The 15,944-nt window shown below is 67.4% G+C and carries 14 protein-coding genes; 6 read left to right on the plus strand and 8 right to left on the minus strand.

Annotation, left to right across the window (positions count from 1 at the left end; all coding sequences use genetic code 11):
• Nucleotides 1-9 precede the first annotated feature (9 nt).
• From RMO01_RS13850 to ychF, 4 genes are all read left to right on the plus strand, one after another.
• Nucleotides 10-402, plus strand: coding sequence for a DUF2946 family protein (locus tag RMO01_RS13850; protein ID WP_309629642.1), 393 nt, complete (start codon nt 10-12; stop codon nt 400-402).
• A 71-nt stretch (nt 403-473) separates the two neighbouring features.
• Nucleotides 474-2,555, plus strand: a complete 2,082-nt coding sequence (locus tag RMO01_RS13855) for a TonB-dependent receptor domain-containing protein (protein ID WP_309629643.1) — start codon at nt 474-476, stop codon at nt 2,553-2,555.
• Between the two features lie 11 nt (nt 2,556-2,566).
• Complete coding sequence (locus RMO01_RS13860) at nt 2,567-3,028, plus strand: copper chaperone PCu(A)C (protein WP_309629644.1); 462 nt, start codon at nt 2,567-2,569, stop codon at nt 3,026-3,028.
• Nucleotides 3,029-3,106: 78 nt separating this feature from the next.
• Complete coding sequence (gene ychF / locus RMO01_RS13865; RefSeq protein WP_309629645.1) at nt 3,107-4,201, plus strand: redox-regulated ATPase YchF; 1,095 nt, start codon at nt 3,107-3,109, stop codon at nt 4,199-4,201.
• 4 nt (nt 4,202-4,205) lie between these two features.
• On the opposite strand, the gene RMO01_RS13870 is transcribed toward ychF, so the two are convergent.
• Complete coding sequence (locus tag RMO01_RS13870) at nt 4,206-4,703, minus strand: hypothetical protein (RefSeq protein WP_309629646.1); 498 nt, start codon at nt 4,701-4,703, stop codon at nt 4,206-4,208.
• Between the two features lie 114 nt (nt 4,704-4,817).
• On the opposite strand from RMO01_RS13870, the gene RMO01_RS13875 reads away from it, so the two are divergent.
• Entirely contained in the window at nt 4,818-7,052 is a 2,235-nt protein-coding gene (locus tag RMO01_RS13875; protein ID WP_309629647.1) for a TonB-dependent hemoglobin/transferrin/lactoferrin family receptor, read from the plus strand.
• A 47-nt stretch (nt 7,053-7,099) separates the two neighbouring features.
• The gene (locus RMO01_RS13880) at nt 7,100-8,065 is read left to right on the plus strand and encodes a DUF6607 family protein (RefSeq protein ID WP_309629648.1); all 966 of its coding nucleotides are present in this window, start codon (nt 7,100-7,102) and stop codon (nt 8,063-8,065) included.
• Nucleotides 8,066-8,144: 79 nt separating this feature from the next.
• On the opposite strand, the gene RMO01_RS13885 is transcribed toward RMO01_RS13880, so the two are convergent.
• The 7 genes from RMO01_RS13885 to petA all read right to left on the minus strand — a co-directional run bounded on the left by RMO01_RS13885 (nt 8,145) and on the right by petA (nt 15,749).
• Nucleotides 8,145-9,791: a M28 family peptidase gene (locus RMO01_RS13885; RefSeq protein WP_309629649.1), complete on the minus strand. Its 1,647-nt coding sequence runs from the start codon at nt 9,789-9,791 to the stop codon at nt 8,145-8,147.
• 110 nt (nt 9,792-9,901) lie between these two features.
• Nucleotides 9,902-11,545 carry a M28 family peptidase gene (locus tag RMO01_RS13890; protein ID WP_309629650.1) on the minus strand — a complete coding sequence of 548 codons (1,644 nt, stop codon included), beginning with the start codon at nt 11,543-11,545 and terminating at the stop codon, nt 9,902-9,904.
• 34 nt (nt 11,546-11,579) lie between these two features.
• Nucleotides 11,580-12,281, minus strand: coding sequence for a TMEM175 family protein (locus RMO01_RS13895; protein ID WP_309629651.1), 702 nt, complete (start codon nt 12,279-12,281; stop codon nt 11,580-11,582).
• Between the two features lie 19 nt (nt 12,282-12,300).
• A complete protein-coding gene (locus tag RMO01_RS13900; RefSeq protein WP_309629652.1) occupies nt 12,301-12,888 on the minus strand; it encodes a DUF1579 domain-containing protein in 588 nt (195 codons plus the stop codon).
• 118 nt (nt 12,889-13,006) lie between these two features.
• Nucleotides 13,007-13,864, minus strand: coding sequence for a cytochrome c1 (locus RMO01_RS13905; RefSeq protein WP_309629653.1), 858 nt, complete (start codon nt 13,862-13,864; stop codon nt 13,007-13,009).
• 5 nt (nt 13,865-13,869) lie between these two features.
• Nucleotides 13,870-15,198 (minus strand): cytochrome b N-terminal domain-containing protein, encoded by a 1,329-nt coding sequence (locus RMO01_RS13910; RefSeq protein WP_309629654.1) that lies wholly within the window; start codon nt 15,196-15,198, stop codon nt 13,870-13,872.
• An 11-nt stretch (nt 15,199-15,209) separates the two neighbouring features.
• On the minus strand, nt 15,210-15,749 hold the full coding sequence (gene petA, locus RMO01_RS13915; RefSeq protein ID WP_309629655.1) for a ubiquinol-cytochrome c reductase iron-sulfur subunit: 540 nt from the start codon (nt 15,747-15,749) through the stop codon (nt 15,210-15,212).
• Nucleotides 15,750-15,944: the final 195 nt, after the last annotated feature.

Raw genomic sequence — 15,944 nt, forward strand, 5'->3', positions numbered from 1 at the left:
CGCCGCCCCGTGACCCGTCCTCAGGCCGAATCCTGGTCGATCGTGCGTTCGCTGGCCTTCCTGGCAGCGACGTTCGCGATCGTGTTCGGAAGCCTGTTGCCGTTCGCCGCGCTGGCGGCCTCGACGCCCGGCCACCCTATGGTCATCTGCTCGACCGAGGGCCCCCAGACCATCGCCATCGGCGTCGATGGCGAACAGGGCTCGGGCAAGGGTATGGCCGGGGCCAAATGCGCCGCCTGCGTCCTCGCCTTCGCGGCCGCCCTGCCGGAACCGCCCGTGCTCCAGCCTCTGCGCGGTTCGACCGTTCGGCCGGCTTCGGTCTTCGTCGTCCAGCACGAGGCCGCCCCGCCGCCCGCGCGCGGCCCGCCACGCCCGCCCTCGACCGCTCCCCCTCACGCCTGAACCAGACCGACGCTTTCGCCACGCGCGCCTGACCGGCCGCGCGTTCGCCTGTCGCTGATTCAGGAAATTCCATGTTGCTCAAGACCACTGCGGCGCCGCTGGCGCTGCTGCTCGCAGCCGCGAGCGCCCCTGCTCTCGCCCAGACCACCGCCCCGGAGACCGCTACCGACCTCGGAGAGGTCATCGTCACCGGCGCCCGCAATCCCGAGGACCCGCCCGTCGTCGCCGAGGCCCGCCGCCGGCTGTCGCGCACGCCGGGCGCCGTCGCCGTCGTATCGGCGGAAAGCCTCGAGACCCGCTACGCCCCCAACCTCGCCGACGTCCTGCGCGACGTGCCCGGCGTCTATGCCCAGAAGAAATGGGGCGGCGACGTTCGCATCTCGATCCGGGGCTCGGGCATCGGCAACGCCAACCACCTGCGCGGCCTGTTCGTCTCCCAGGACGGCATCCCGTTCAACGAGGCCGACGGCTTCGGCGACGTGCAGATGGTCGACCCCCTGCTGGCCCGCTTCACCGAGGTCTACAAGGGCGGCAACGCCCTGCGGTTCGGCGGCGCCCTGCTCGGCGGTGCGATCAACCTGGTCACACCGAACGGCCGCACCTCGGGCGAGACCGCCAGCCTCCGCGCCGATTTCGGTTCGTGGAAGACCGGCCGGCTTCATGCCGAGGTCGGGGGCGTCCACGGCGACCGGGACGGCTTCATCGGCGTCACCGGCGCGACGGCCGAAGGCTGGCGACAGAACTCGGAAGGTCAGCAGCAGTATATCACGGCCAACATCGGCCGCAGTTTCGGCGAGGATCGCGAGGCCCGGTTGATCGTGCAGGGCGCCTATATCCATCAGGACATCCCCGGCTCCCTGACCCTGGCCCAGGCGCTGAATACCCCGGTCATGGCGACCGCCGCCAATGTCGCCAATTCCTACCAGCGCGACTACGCCTCGGTTCGGACCACGCTTTCGACCCGCTGGCGGCTGTCGCCCGGCTTGCTGTTCGAAGGGGCGGTCTATGGAACCTGGAAGGACCTGCATCACCCGATCTTCGCGGTCATCGACCAGCAGAGCCGGAACTACGGCGCCTTCGGCCGCCTGGACTGGGAAGGGCAGCTGTTCGGACTTCACGCCGACGCCTTCGGCGGCGTCTGGTACCGGGTCGGCGACCTGGACGCCCAGCAGTTCGTCAATGTCCGCGGTTCCAGCGGCGCCCGCACCGCCAAGGCGCGCCAGAACGCCGGAGCGCTGGACGTCTTCGCGGAAGGCCGTCTGTTCGTGACCGATCAGGTCGCCATCGTCGCAGGCGGCGCATGGGGGCGGGCCAAGCGCGACTATCAGAGCTTTGCGCTGCCGGGGGTCACCGGCACGTTCAATTTGACCACCGCCAAGGACTACGAGTGGTTCGCGCCCCGCTTCGGTCTGCTCTGGGAAGGCGAATCCGGGGCCCAAGCCTATGCCAATGTCACCCGCTCGATCGAGCCGCCGAACTTCAGCTCCCTGAGCCCCTTCATCGGTGGTTTCCAGCCCATCAAGGCCCAGGAAGCCTGGACCTGGGAGGCGGGGCTGCGCGGTCGCACGGCGCGGTTCTCATGGGACGTCGCCGTCTACCGCGCCGAGCTGGACAACGAACTGCTCAACTTCGTGGTCAATCCGGCGCTCGGCATTCCGGCGGCCACCTTCAACGCCGGGCCTACGGTTCACCAGGGGATCGAGGCGGGTCTGGACTGGCGGTTCGCCCAACACTTCCTGGGAGGGAGCTGGCGGCTGCGTCAGACATACACTCTGTCGGACTTCTTCTTCGAGGGCGACAAGGCCTATGGCGACAACGACCTGCCGCTGGTTCCGCCCCACCTGTACCGCGCCGAGCTCCGCTACGATCACCCGGCAGGCTGGTTCGTCGCCCCCTCGGTCGAATGGACGCCGTCGGATGCGTGGGTCGACTATATGAACACGCTGAGAGCGCCCGGCTACGCCGTCGTGAACCTCGGCCTTGGCTACACACTGGACGAGCGGACCCGCCTGTTCGTGGACGCCCGCAACCTGCTGGACGAGCGCTACGTCTCGAACTTCAGCGCGGTGACGGACGCCCGCACCGCTTCAACGGCCATTTTCTTCCCCGGCGAAGGTCGGTCGCTGTTCGTCGGCCTGCGTCTGGAATATTGAGAGAGACCATGATGATCCTTCGCCCCATCGCCCTGCTCGCCGCCCTGCCCGTGCTGGCGCTCGCCGCCTGCGGCCAACCCGCATCGTCGGGGAGATCGGAAACCGTCGGGCCGGTGGTCGTCACCGGCGCGATCTGCCGCCCGACGCCTACGGGCCGTCAGGTCACCGGCTGCTATCTGACCCTGACGGCGCCCGCCGCCGACACCCTCGTGTCGATCAGTTCCCCCGCCTCCGCCCTCGCGCAGATCCACGAGATGCGGATGGAGAGTAACATGATGATGATGCGCGAGCTGGAGGCTGGCCTGCCGCTTCCAGCCGGTCAGGCCGTGGCCCTCGCGCCCGGCGGCAACCACATCATGCTGATGGGCGTCACCGAGCCGCTGAAGACCGGCGACACCGTGCCCCTGACCCTGACCTTCGCCACGGCGGCGCCGGTCGAGATCACCGCGACCGTGGGTCAGCCGCCCGCCTGACGCCCGTGAAGCGCGAGCCTGACAAACGGGTCCGAACCCGCTAAAGGCTCGCGCTCAGCAAGGAACTCCCCCAAAGCCATGGCTCTGAAAGTCGCGATCGTCGGCCTGCCCAATGTCGGCAAGTCCACCCTGTTCAACGCCCTGACCAAGACGGCGGCGGCCCAGGCCGCCAACTATCCGTTCTGCACCATCGAGCCGAACACCGGCGACGTGGCGGTGCCGGAGCCCCGCCTGGACGTTCTGGCCGAGATCGCCGGCTCCAAGGAGATCATCCCGTCGCGGATCACCTTCGTGGATATCGCAGGCCTGGTGCGCGGTGCGTCGAAGGGCGAAGGTCTGGGCAACCAGTTCCTGGCCAATATCCGCGACTGTGACGCGGTGGCCTTCGTGGCCCGCTGTTTCGTCGACGACGACATCACCCATGTCGAGAACCGCATCGACCCGATCAGCGATCTCGAGATCATCGAGACCGAACTGATGCTGGCCGACCTCGAAAGCCTCGAGAAGCGCGTCGTCAACGTCGAGAAGAAGGCCAAGGGCGGCGACAAGGACGCCCAGACGACCCTGCGCCTGATCAACATGGCCCTGACCCCGCTGCGCGCCGGCAAACCCGCCCGCGTCGTCGAGGTGTCCAGGGAGGACGAGAAGGCCTGGCATATGCTTCAGCTGCTGACCTCGCTCCCGGCGCTGTACGTCTCGAACGTCGACGAGGGTTCGGCCGACAAGGGCAACGAACTGTCGGATCTGGTCGCCAAGCGCGCCGCCGAGGACAACGCGAACTCGGTCGTCATCTCCGCCAAGATCGATTCCGAGCTCGCCGTCCTCGACGCCGAGGAACAGGCCGAGTTCCTGGAGAGCCTGGGTCTGGCCGAGCCCGGCCTGAACCGCCTGATCCGCGAGGCCTATGCGCTTCTGGGCCTGCAGTCCTACTTCACGGTCGGCCCCAAGGAAGCCCGCGCCTGGACCATCCATATCGGCGACACGGCCCCCCAGGCGGCGGGCGTCATCCACACCGATTTCGAGAAGGGTTTCATCCGCGCCGAGACCATCGCCTTCGAGGACTATGTCGCCCTGCGCGGCGAGGCCAAGGCCCGCGAGGCCGGCAAGCTGCGCGCCGAGGGCAAGGCCTATGTCGTCAAGGACGGCGACGTGATGAACTTCCTGTTCAACTGACGACTTACGGCGTTTCCGCCGGCTTCGTCGCCGTGTCATCCAGCGCCGTGCATTTCCTCAACGTGACCGGGTCGCCGGCGCGGTCGAGATAGCTCAGCCGCATGACATCCTGGGTCACCTGGAACCGGACCCGCTCCGACCGCGCGGTTCCCTCGGACATACAGGCCAGGGTCGCGACATAGCCGTCGGCGACCTCGTCCACCGCGGCGATCCGGCAGGCGTTCTCGTAGCCCACGAACCGGGTGGAAGTGATCTCGATCGGCCGCCGCTCGCCCTGGGGAGCCGCGCACCAGCTGACGTCCGCCGCCCAGCGACCGACGAAGCTGGTCGCCCCGCGCCCCGGCAGCATTGACGTCTGACCGCGTGCCGGTGGCGCGGACGGGTTCTCGACGGTGATCGGGGCGGCCGGTTCGGTCGGAGGGTTTTTCGGACCGTCTTCGCCGCAGCCGCCGAGAAGGAGGACAAGCGCCGCCGGGGCGTACAGTCTCAGGGTCGTCGTCATGGGGCCGTAACGCCGCACCCATAGCCAAGGTTCAGTCCTCTCATCACAATTGCGATTGCTTCGCAGAAGCGTTAGCAGTATTGCCGCCTCCTCATTTCAAGCGGAGCCGTTGCAGTGCGCACCCTCATGACCCTGTCGACCGCCGCAGCGGCCCTCCTGACCGCCGTGCCGGCCCTCGCCCAGATCTCGACCGACGACCAGGCGAGCCGTCTGCCCGAGGTGACGGTCGTCGCCACGCGCACCGCGACGCCGGTCAATGCGGTCCCGGCGACCGTCAGCGTCTATACGGACGAAGACATCGAGCGGTTGCTGTTCACCGACATCAAGGACCTGGTCCGTTATGAGCCGGGCGTCAGCGTCGTCTCCCAGCCGGCCCGCTTCGGCGCCGCTCTGGGCGCCGCCGGTCGTGCGGGCAACGAGGGCTTCACCATCCGCGGCCTCGGCGGCGACCGTGTCCTGATGGTCGTGGACGGCGTGCGCCAGCCGGACGGCTTCGTCTTCGGCGCCCAGAGCGTGGGGCGCGGCGGCTATTCGGACCTCGATCTGATGAAGTCGGTCGAGATTCTGCGCGGCCCGGCCTCGGCGCTGTACGGCTCCGACGGTGTCGCGGGCGCGGTCAGCTTCACGACCAGGGATCCGGTCGACTTCCTGTCGCCGGACCAGAACTTCGGCGCCCGCGCCCGCGTCGGTTACAACTCCGCCGATGCTGGCTGGACCGGGGGCCTGGCCGTCGCCGGCCGCAGCGGTCCGTTCTCGGGTCTGATCGCCTACACCCGTCGAGACAGCCAGGAGACAGAGACCAGCGGCGACGTCGGCGGCACGGGCACGGCCCGCACCCAGGCCAATCCGCAGGATATCCAGTCCAACGCCGTCCTGGCCAAGCTGCTGTGGCACGTGAACGCCTCGAACGTCCTGCGCCTGACCTACGACCACTACGACATGGACATGACCGCCAACGTCCTCAGCGGCATTGTCCCGGCAGCACCGCCCTTCTCGCCGAACGCGGTGCTGGCGCTGACCGCCGACGACGAGACCAGCCGCGACCGCTTCGGTCTGGACTGGAGGTCGGAAGGCCTGTTCGGCCTGGATGACGTCATGGTCGCCGGCTACTGGCAGGAGGCCGGGACGCGTCAGTTCACCTTCGAGGACCGTACCCCGGCCGTCGACCGCACCCGCGACAACACCTTCGACAACCGCGTCCGCGGCATCGCCGCCACGGCCCGCAAGACGATCGAGACGGGCTCTGTGTCGCACCGCTTGACCTTCGGCGGCGACGGGTCGGAGACGCGCCAGACGGGCGTGCGCGACGGCACCGTGCCGCCCTTTGGCGAGACCTTCCCGACCAGCCCCTTCCCGGCCACCGACTACACCCTGGCCGGCGCCTTCATCCAGGACGAGATCGTGCTGGCCGGAGGTGCGCTGCGCATCATCCCGGCGATCCGCTTCGACGCCTACGAGCTGTCGACCACCTCGGACCGCCTCTATACCGGCGCCCGGGCCGACCAGGACGACAACCACTTCTCGCCGAAGGTCGGCGTGGTCTGGCAGGCCACCAGCCAGTTCCAGCTGTTCGCCAACTACGCCGAGGGCTTCAAGGCCCCGACGCCCGGCCAGGTCAACAACGGCTTCTCGAACCTGGCCTCCGGCTACGTGTCGGCGCCGAACCCTGACCTGGCGCCGGAAACCAGCCAGAGCTTCGAGCTGGGCGCCCGCCTGACCCATGCGTCGGCGATGAACGGCGTGCTGGACGCCCAGGTGGTCGCCTTCCAGTCGGACTTCGAGGACTTCATCAGTCAGCAGATGGTCGGCGGCGCCTTCACCCCCGCGAACCCGGCCATCTATCAGTTCGTCAACTTCTCCAGCGTCGAGATCGAGGGCGTCGAAGCCCGCGCCAACCTGCACTGGGACAACGGCGTCTATGCCCGCGCCGCCGCGGCCTATGCCGACGGCGACCAGACGACAGGAACCACGACCGCCAGCCTGACCACGATCGACCCGGTCAAGGTCGTCTTCGGCCTGGGCTACGATGATACCGCCGGCCGCTTCGGCGTCGAGGGCATCGTCACCTGGTCGGCCAGAAAGGAGAACAGCGACACCGACGGCCTTGGCTGTTTCAACCCGGCTCCGTCGCTGGGCTGCTACACCGGCGACGAGTTCGCGCTGCTGGACGTCACCGCATACTGGAACGTCACCGACCGGGTCACGGCCCGCATCGGCGCCTTCAACCTGACCGACGAGACCTACGGCTGGTGGAGCGACATCCGCGGCGTGGCGGCGTCCTCGGCCGCCCGGGACGCCTATACCCAGCCGGGTCGCAACGTCGGCCTGTCCCTGAGCTTGCGCCTGTGAGCCGGATGTCGATAATGCGAACAATTAGCAAATCGGAACGACGTCCCATGCGCGCCATCCTGATCGCCGCCGCCCTTCTGGTCGGAGCCGCCCCCGTAGCCTCCCAGGCCCAGACCGCCCCGTCCGCTTCAGCCCGCCCGGCCAGCTTCGAGCAGGATCGCCAGTCGATCCTCGCCCAGCAGGGCCAATACAAGGTGCGCTTCGACTTCCAGGAGAACGTCTCCCTCCACGAAGGCTACGATCCCGTCGAAGCCCATATCTCGGGCGGCAACGAGATCGTGCGTCTGGTCGAGGATACGGGCGACCGGATCAGCCTGCAGCACATCCTGGTCATGGAGCACGACGGCCAGTCCATCGTGATCAAGCACTGGCGCCAGGACTGGGTCTGGCAGCCCGCCACCGTCCTGACCTACGCCGGGCCGAACCGCTGGGTCCTGACCCCGGTGCCCGAGGCCGAGCGCGCCGGCGCCTGGTCCCAGACCGTATGGCATACCGACGATTCGCCCCGCTACGGCGGCGTTGGCCGCTGGACCCACGCCGACGGCCTGGACCAGTGGACCAGCGCACCGACCCTGCGTCCCCTGGCCCGGCGCGACGCGGTGCGGGACCCGATCTACGACCGCTACCTCGGCACCAACCGCCACGCCCTGACGCCGTTCGGCTGGGTCCACATCCAGGACAATCTCAAGCAGGCCGAGATCGGCGGCGCCCTGACGGCCATCGTCCAGGAGGATGTGATCAACACCTATCGCACGGACTCGACCTACAACCCCGGTCCGGGCGACGACTACTGGGCGAAGACGAAGGACTACTGGGCCGGCGTCCGCGCCGCGTGGAACGAGGCCATCGTCGCCAACAACGGTCTCGGCCTGGAGGAGGAAGCGCAGAACGGGTCCACCACGGGACCGGCGCTGATGGGCATGGCGACCCAGATCGTCGACGGCCTGAAGACCACCGAGGCCGCTATCGCCGAGGCGCGTCAGATCATCATGGAAGACACGACCGCGCCCTGATCCCGCAGGCCGACCGGCAAACTGAAAAGGGCGGCGCTCGCAGGAGGGCCGCCCGTCTTCGTTTGATCCGCGATCAGCCCTACTGGCGGGCCCCGTCGCTGGCGGCGCGGCGGGCGCCGAACTCCGAGGTCGGCTTCCACGTCGGCCATGCGTCGCTGTTGGCCAGTTGCAGGCCAAGGCGATACAGCAGGGTCAGGTTCTCGACCGCCGAACGGAGATCCCAGTCCGCCGACCATTCGTCCGACGGCCTGTGATAGTCGGCCCCGAACTTGGCGGTCCACGCGGCCTGGCCGGCTTCGACCCCGCCTTCGTCCCAATCCACGCCATGCCAGGTCATCAGGGCCGGTACGCCCATACGCACGAACGGGAAGTGGTCCGAGCGGGTGTAGAAGCCCTGCTCCGGCTGGCGATCATCGGTGATCACACGGCCTTCGGCCGCAGCCAGCACGGCCAGATCGTCTTCCAGCGTGTTCTGCCCCTTGCCGAAGATGGCCACGTCGCGGGTCGGGCCGGACAGCGGCAGCATGTCGATGTTGATGTCGGCGACGGTCGTCTCCAGCGGATAGACCGGGTTGGCGGCGTATCCGTAGGAGCCCAGCAGGCCCATCTCCTCGGCCGCCATGTGGGCGAAGACGATGGTGCGTTCCGGGCGCGGCGCCGCCTTGATCTGGCGCGCCATCTCGACGATGCCGGCCGTGCCGGAAGCGTTGTCCCAGGCGCCGTTGTAGATGTTGTCCTCGGTGGTCGAGACTGCGCTGACGTGGTCAGCGCCGACGCCGACGTGATCCCAGTGGGCCGAATAGATGATGGTCTCGTCCGGGTGGGTCGTCCCGGGAATTTTGGCCAGCAGGTTATGGGTCGTCAGGGTGTCGATGGCTTCTTCGTGGGCGACCGACAAGGTTACGCCGGTCAGGGCCACGGCCTTGAAGGCCCCGCTCTCGACATCGGCCAGGGTCGCCGCGTCCACGCCCGCCGCGCCGGCCCAGGCCAGACCGACGTCGTGGTTGATCGCGCCCGTGAACTCCAGGTCCGCTGCGCCCGGCGTCAGGGTCCGCTGGCGGGCGCCGAACTGGGCGCCGCGCAGCCATCCGGCGTCCGTCGCCGGTACCATGCTCAGGGTGACGACACCCACGGCGCCGCGCCGGAAGGCCTCATCCTGCTTGTACCAGCCGTTCGAATAGGCGGTCGGATAGGCGCCGTTGAATCGCTCGGCGACCTCGGCGGAGTTGGGTTCGCCGCCGATGACGACCACGACCTTGCCGCGCACATCGATATCACCCCAGTCGTCCCAGTCCCGTTCGGGCGCGTGGATGCCGTAGCCGACGAAGACCACCGGAGCATCCTCGATGTCCGCCTTGCCGTCGTTGGTGGCGGAACGCAGCAGGATGTCGGTCCCGACAGCCATCGGATGCACCGTGCCGTCCGGGCCGGTCCAGCTGGCCGAAGCCGCCCCGGCGACCGGCGTGAAGCGCTTCAGGACCACGTCCTGCAGCCACTGACCATTCGGCCCGCCTGGCTCCAGACCGAACTCTTCATACTGCGCCTGCAGCCAGGCCAGCGTCAAACGCTCGCCTTCCGTGCCCGGATAACGCCCCTGGAAGTCATCCGAGGAGATGTGGCGGATATCCTGCGAAATCCGGTCCGCCGAGAAGTCCTGGGCCGAAGCCAGTCCCGCCGAAAGAACCAGGGCCAATGCGGCCGCACCACCGAACAATCCACGCAACATCAGGGCTCTCCTCGCCATTTCGGCGCGGACATTAGGCGCGGGCGACGCGCAGACCGCATTACGGTTTCGTCATGAAACCCCCTACCTTCTCCCTTGCGGAAGAAGGAAACTTACTCCCGCTCTGCTGCGCTCACCGCCCGCGCAGGCCCGAACTCGGAGCCTTCCTTCCACTGCGGCCAGTCGCGGCTGTTGGCCAGCGCATGCCCCAGCGACCAGTAGACCCGCAGGTCCTGGATCTGGCCGGAATAATCCCAGTCGGCGGACCACTCGTCATCGGCCTGGTGATAGCGGTTGGCCCCATAAGCCTGTCGGTTCGCCGTGCGATCCACGATCGGCTCGTCCACGAAATCGCCGGTCGAGGCGCCGTAGGCCATCGGGACGCCACGCTTGGCCAGCGGGAAGTGGTCGGACCTGAAATAAACGCCCGAGGCCGGGTTGCCGTCCGGCCGGACTTCACGATCCTGCGCCTCGACCAGTGGGGTGATCCGGTCGTCCAGATCAGACTGACCGAAGCCGACCACGTTGAAGGCTTCGGTTCGTCCGTAGACATTGGCCGAATCCATGTTCACCCCGCCGACCGTCGTCGCCAGCGGATAGATCGGGTTGGCGGCATAGTATTCCGATCCCAGCAGACCACTCTCCTCGGCCGTGAAGCCGATGAAGACGATCGACCGTTCCGGGCGCGGACCGGCGGCGTAGGCGCGCGCCAGTTCGATCATGCCGGCGATACCGGAGGCATTATCGACCGCGCCGTTGAAGATGGCGTCGCCGTTGGCGTCCGGCGTCCCGACCCCGATGTGATCCCAGTGACCGGTGTAGAGGAAGGTTTCGTCCGGGTGGGTCGATCCCGCCAGACGGCCGATGATGTTGTGGGTCTCGATCCGCTCCGAGGCGACGTTGAACATCACGTCCATTTCGGCGCCTTCGAGCGTCACCGGCTGGAAGTCGCGGCTGCGCGCCTGAATCTTCAGGGCCTCGAAATCGAGACCGGCGCGCTGGAACAGCGCGACCGCGACATCGCGCTGGATCCAGCTTTCCATCGGCACGCGCTCGTCGGCGTTGGCGCGCATGATGTCGAAGTTCGGCCCCGACCAGCTGTTTTTCACCGTGGTCCAGCCATAGGAGGCCGGATCGGTCTCGTGGACGATGATGACGCCGGCCGCGCCCTGACGCGCCGCCTCCTCGTACTTGTAGGTCCAGCGGCCGTAGTAGGTCATGGCCCGGCCGCCGAAGGTGTTCAGAGCCGGCTCCTCGAAGTCCGCGTCATTGACGAGGACAACCAGGATCTTGCCGGTCATGTCCTGGCCCTTGAAGTCGTCCCAGTCCCGCTCGGGGGCCTTTACGCCGTAGCCTACGAAGACCAGGGGCGCGTCCATCAGCATGACGTGGTCCTCGCCCGGACGCCGGCTGGAAATGACGATTTGTTCGCCCTGGGCGAGGGATTGCGTCCAGTCGCCGACGGTCAGCTGGGCCTGGACCTCCGACGCCGTGAACCGGTTCAGGGCCACGGCCTGGGTCCAACCGCCATTGTCGCCGCCAGGCTCCAGACCGGCGGCCTCGAACTGCTGCGAGAGGTAGTCGATGACCTTCTGCTCCGCCGGGGTCGCGATGCCTCGCCCCTCGAAGTCGTCGGCGGACAGGATGCGGATGTGTTCGGACAGGCGGGCCGCGTCGAACGCCGGCTCCTGCGCGCTCGCCGCGAACGACAGGGACAGACCCGCAAGAAGTGCGGCGACGGCGGTAAGCGAACGCATGGAAACCCTCGGCAGACTGAAATGTCGCCAGAGGTTAGGAGGCGGCAGCCTCCGTGTCGACTTGCGCAACCCGCGACAAGGCGCGCGCGTGGAAGACCGAGGCGATCCCGATCAGCGCAGGCACGCTCATATAGACGAGGCCGCCGCCCCACGGGGCGATCGCGTCGGACGCGGTCAGGGCGACGATGATCGAGGCCAGGGAAGCCCCGGACAGGATCACCCAGTTCTGGATCCAGATGCGAGCGCTGACGGCCTGTATGGGTCCGGCCGCGCCCTGTTTCAGGTGGTGGCGATACAGGGCCGCGAACAGCAGAGACAGCGAGAGACACCCCGCACCGTAGGCGACGTAGAGGAAGCGCAAGTCCTCGATCCGGTTGATCAGATCGCCTCCGGGCAGAACGCCGCCCGACAAGGCGTGCAGCGCCGACTGCATCATCAGTCGCAGCGGGAACACATAAAGCAGGACCACGAACACGACGCCCAGGCTCAGCGCCGTCGACAGGGCGTCTCGCAAGGGCCAGAGGCGGCCGAGGTCGCGATAGCTCAGCCAGAACATGATGATCAGGGCGAAGCTGGCGCCGTAGGCCGGGGCGCTCAAGAGCATTCCCTGCATCTCGGCCAACGTCGTCGGCGGGTCTCCGCCCCCGGCCACCAGCAGGGCCACGGCAAAGGCGAAGGCGGCGTCGACGAAGGCGTCGAGCCTGCGGGCCATTTCCAGCCTGGGCGCGTCGGTCATGGCCGACACTGTGCCTCGCTCATTCCGTCGGCGCTACTGCGCCCGCGCCCGGCCAGTCGCTGTCGCCGACGCGGCGCAGGTCCATCTCGATATAGGGCAGCGGCGGCTGGCCCTCACGAACATAGTGGCCGACTTCATGCCAGCGGCCGTCCTTGATGGTGGCGACATACTGGATGGTCGCGCCCGGCCCGGCGGGCGTCCGCCAGCGGAAGCCGTCCTCGGTCGCCTCGAACGGATAGTCGCCCTGATAGCCCTGGGCGTAGGCGCGGAAGGTGTAGGCCTGCGCCCCCTCGTCCCAGGCGATGACGGCCAGGGCGTTGAACTGCGTCGTGCCGTCGGCGGCATAGCCACGCCCCTCCACCACGCGGATCGATCCGCCCAGATGGGTCCCGACGCGCTCGGTCTGGGTCAGGGTCGTGCGCCCCTGCGGACTGTTGATCACCGCCGTGCCGCGCCATTCGCCATCCATGAAGGACAGACGCGCCATGGCGTCGCGTTGGGCCTGGGCGCCCGCCGGGTTCTGTTGCCGGGCGACGGCGGGCGTCAGGGCCGCTACGGATACTGCAAGCACCGCCAGCGGAACGACGAACAGACGAGTGATGCACATGGCGCTTCCTCAGTTGCTTTGAGTTACAAAGCACTTTCTTCTACTACCGTCAATGCACGAAAAAGCCCGCCGGCGGACCCGGCGGGCTGATGGTTTCTGCGGTGGGCCAGAAGGTTCGCTAGTGGGCGACGCCCTTCCAGATGCGGCGGTAGCTGGCATAGGTGAGGCCGGCGAAGATGGCGAGGAAGGCGAGGACGCCCACGCCCGACTGTTTCCGCTCGGTCGCCTTGGGATCCGAGGCCCAGGCGATGAAGGCCGCAACGTCCTTGGACATCTGGTCGACCGTCGCCTCGGTGCCGTCGTCATAGGTGACCTGGCCATTGGCCAGCGGCGCGGGCATGGCGATGAAGCCGCCGGCCGGAACGTGCTCGGGGTCGCCGTCCCAGAACGGGGTCATGTCGCCCGCCATATAAGGGTTGTAGTGCTGGGTCGCCGTCATCCGCAGACCGGCCGGCGGGGCTTCGTAGCCCGACAGCAGGGAGTAGATGTAGTTGGCCCCGTCGTGACGGGCCTTGGCCATGACCGACAGGTCGGGCGGCATCGCCCCGCCGTTGGCTGCGGCCGCGGCCGTGCGGTTAGGATAGGGGTTCGGGAACCGGTCGGCCGCCGTCGCGGGACGCATGATCGCCTCGCCGGTCTCGGAGTCGATGTCCCCGACCTCGATCTCCGCGGCCAGGGCCCGCACGTAGCGGTTGGCGGCCGGGTTCTCCGCGTGCGGATCGTAGAAGGGACCGCCCTTCTCGCCGAGAGTGCGGAAATACACCAGGTCCATCGAGTGGCAGGCCGCGCAGACCTCACGATAGACCTTGTAGCCGCGCTGCAGCTGACCCTGATCGAAGGTGCCGAACGGCCCGTCGAAGGAGAAGCCGCCCGACCGCGGGTGATGGGCGCCGCCCTCGGCGAGGGCCGGAGTGGCCGCGCCGACGACGGCCAGGGCGGCGATCGACAGGGCGAGTTTGCGGATGGAAATCGACATCGCGATCAGCCCTTCTTTTCGGCGTCGGCAGGAACGGCGCCGCTCATCGCGATCGGCCCCGAAAGGACCGGTTCGGAGATCGACGCAGGGATCTTCAGCGGCGTCTCCTTCAGGCCCACGAAGGGCATGATGACGAAGAAGAAGGCGAAGTAGTAGAGCGTGGCCAGGCGGGTCAGCCAAAGATAGCTGTTCAACTGGCCGTCGATCAGGGTGAAGCTCGGCATGCCGGGAACCACCTGAGCATCCGGCAGCTGGGCGCCGCACCAGCCCAGGATCAGGCCCACTACCACGAAGATCAGGAAGAAGATCTTCATCGTCGGGCGATAGCGCATCGACCGCACCTTGGAGGTGTCAAGCCACGGCAGAATGAACAGCACGCCGATCGCGCCGAACATGGCGACGACGCCGCCAAACTTGTCAGGAACGGCCCGCAGGATCGCGTAGAATGGCAGCATGTACCACTCGGGCACGATGTGCGCCGGCGTCTGCAGCGGGTTGGCCGGGATGTAGTTGTCGGCGTGACCCAGGGCGTTCGGCATGAAGAACACGAACACCGCGAACATCATCAGGAACACCAGCAGGGCGAAGCCGTCCTTGACCGTGTAGTAGGGGTGGAAGGGGATCGTGTCCTTCTTCTCCCGCTCCTTGGGGATCAGGATCCCGACCGGGTTGTTCTGGCCGGCCGTGTGCAGGGCCCACAGGTGCAGCACGACCACGCCGAAGATCACGAACGGCAGCAGATAGTGCAGCGAGAAGAAGCGGTTCAGCGTCGCGTTGTCGATGGCCGGACCGCCGCGCAGCCAGATCAGGACCGGCTCGCCGACGACCGGGATGGCCCCGATCAGGTTGGTGATGACCTCGGCGCCCCAGTAGGACATCTGGCCCCACGGCAGGACGTAACCCAGGAAGGCCGTGGCGATCATCAGGAAGAAGATCACGCAGCCCAGGATCCAGATCATCTCCCGCGGCGCCTTGTACGAGCCGTAGTAGAGGCCGCGCAGCATGTGGATGTAGACGGCCACGAAGAACATCGACGCCCCGTTGGAGTGGACGTACCGGATCAGCCAGCCGCCGTTGACGTCGCGCATGATCCGCTCGACCGAGGCGAAGGCCATCGCCGTGTTCGGTTGATAGTGCATGGCCAGGAAGATGCCGGTGGCGATCTGGGTGACCAGGCAAATCGTCAGGATCGCACCGAAAGTGTACCAGTAATTCAGGTTCTTCGGCGTCGGCAGCGACAGGTAGTCGGCGCCGAAGCGCACGATCGGCAGCCGGGTGTCGAGCCACTTCTCGACGCCGCTCTTGGGAACGTAGGTGGATTCGTGTCCGCTCATCTTGTCCGCTCTCAGCCGATCCGAATGGTGGAGCCGGCGGTGAATTCGTATTCCGGCACCACCAGGTTCAACGGCGCCGGACCCTTACGGATACGTCCCGAGGCGTCGTAGTGCGAACCGTGGCAGGGGCAGAACCAGCCGCCGAAGTCGCCGGTTCCGAACGTCGGGATGCAGCCCAGGTGAGTGCAGCTTCCGACGACGATCAGGAAAGGTTCGTGACCGGCCTTGGTGCGCTCTGCGTCGGTCTGGGGCGGAGAGCCGACGGCGCCCTCTTCCACGACCTTGGCGATCTCGGCGGCGCTGCGATTGCGCACGAACACAGGCTTGCCCTGCCAGGTGATGACGATCTGCATCCCCTCGGCGACCTTGGAGGTGTCAAACTCGACGGTCGACAAGGCCAGGGTATCGGAGGCCGGGTTCATGGAGTTGACCAGCGGCCACGCCATCATCACGCCCGCGCCGACGGCTGCGGCCCCGGCCGCGATATGGATGAAGTCCCGGCGGGTGGCGTCACCTTCCGGGTGTTCGTTCGTCACGACCGATTCGGCCAAGTCTCACCTCTGTAAAACCCGGATCGCGCGCCGCCATGTGGCAACCCGCGTGCGAGGAAATGTCCTTAGCGCGACGGCGGCGTTTCGACCCGGTCAGACTTTGCGGCTCATCGCCGCAAGTCGCTGTGGTTACTTGAGAACCACTCGCAATACTGACCGCGACAAGACCCCTGCCCGCGCGTATGAGGGCCTTAG

The sequence above is a fragment of the Brevundimonas sp. genome (assembly GCF_031412435.1).
In the GTDB taxonomy this organism is placed as follows: Bacteria; Pseudomonadota; Alphaproteobacteria; order Caulobacterales; family Caulobacteraceae; genus Brevundimonas.

Excerpts from the sequence above, each read along its gene's own strand:
- RMO01_RS13855 (WP_309629643.1), top strand. The coding sequence starts at position 474 with ATGTTGCTCAAGACCACTGCGGCGCCGCTGGCGCTGCTGCTCGCAGCC.
- RMO01_RS13890 (WP_309629650.1), bottom strand. The coding sequence starts at position 11,545 with ATGCGTTCGCTTACCGCCGTCGCCGCACTTCTTGCGGGTCTGTCCCTG.
- RMO01_RS13885 (WP_309629649.1), bottom strand. The coding sequence starts at position 9,791 with ATGTTGCGTGGATTGTTCGGTGGTGCGGCCGCATTGGCCCTGGTTCTT.
- RMO01_RS13870 (WP_309629646.1), bottom strand. The coding sequence starts at position 4,703 with ATGACGACGACCCTGAGACTGTACGCCCCGGCGGCGCTTGTCCTCCTT.
- RMO01_RS13910 (WP_309629654.1), bottom strand. The coding sequence starts at position 15,198 with ATGAGCGGACACGAATCCACCTACGTTCCCAAGAGCGGCGTCGAGAAG.
- RMO01_RS13900 (WP_309629652.1), bottom strand. The coding sequence starts at position 12,888 with ATGTGCATCACTCGTCTGTTCGTCGTTCCGCTGGCGGTGCTTGCAGTA.
- ychF (WP_309629645.1), top strand. The coding sequence starts at position 3,107 with ATGGCTCTGAAAGTCGCGATCGTCGGCCTGCCCAATGTCGGCAAGTCC.
- RMO01_RS13895 (WP_309629651.1), bottom strand. The coding sequence starts at position 12,281 with ATGACCGACGCGCCCAGGCTGGAAATGGCCCGCAGGCTCGACGCCTTC.
- RMO01_RS13880 (WP_309629648.1), top strand. The coding sequence starts at position 7,100 with ATGCGCGCCATCCTGATCGCCGCCGCCCTTCTGGTCGGAGCCGCCCCC.
- RMO01_RS13860 (WP_309629644.1), top strand. The coding sequence starts at position 2,567 with ATGATCCTTCGCCCCATCGCCCTGCTCGCCGCCCTGCCCGTGCTGGCG.
- RMO01_RS13905 (WP_309629653.1), bottom strand. The coding sequence starts at position 13,864 with ATGTCGATTTCCATCCGCAAACTCGCCCTGTCGATCGCCGCCCTGGCC.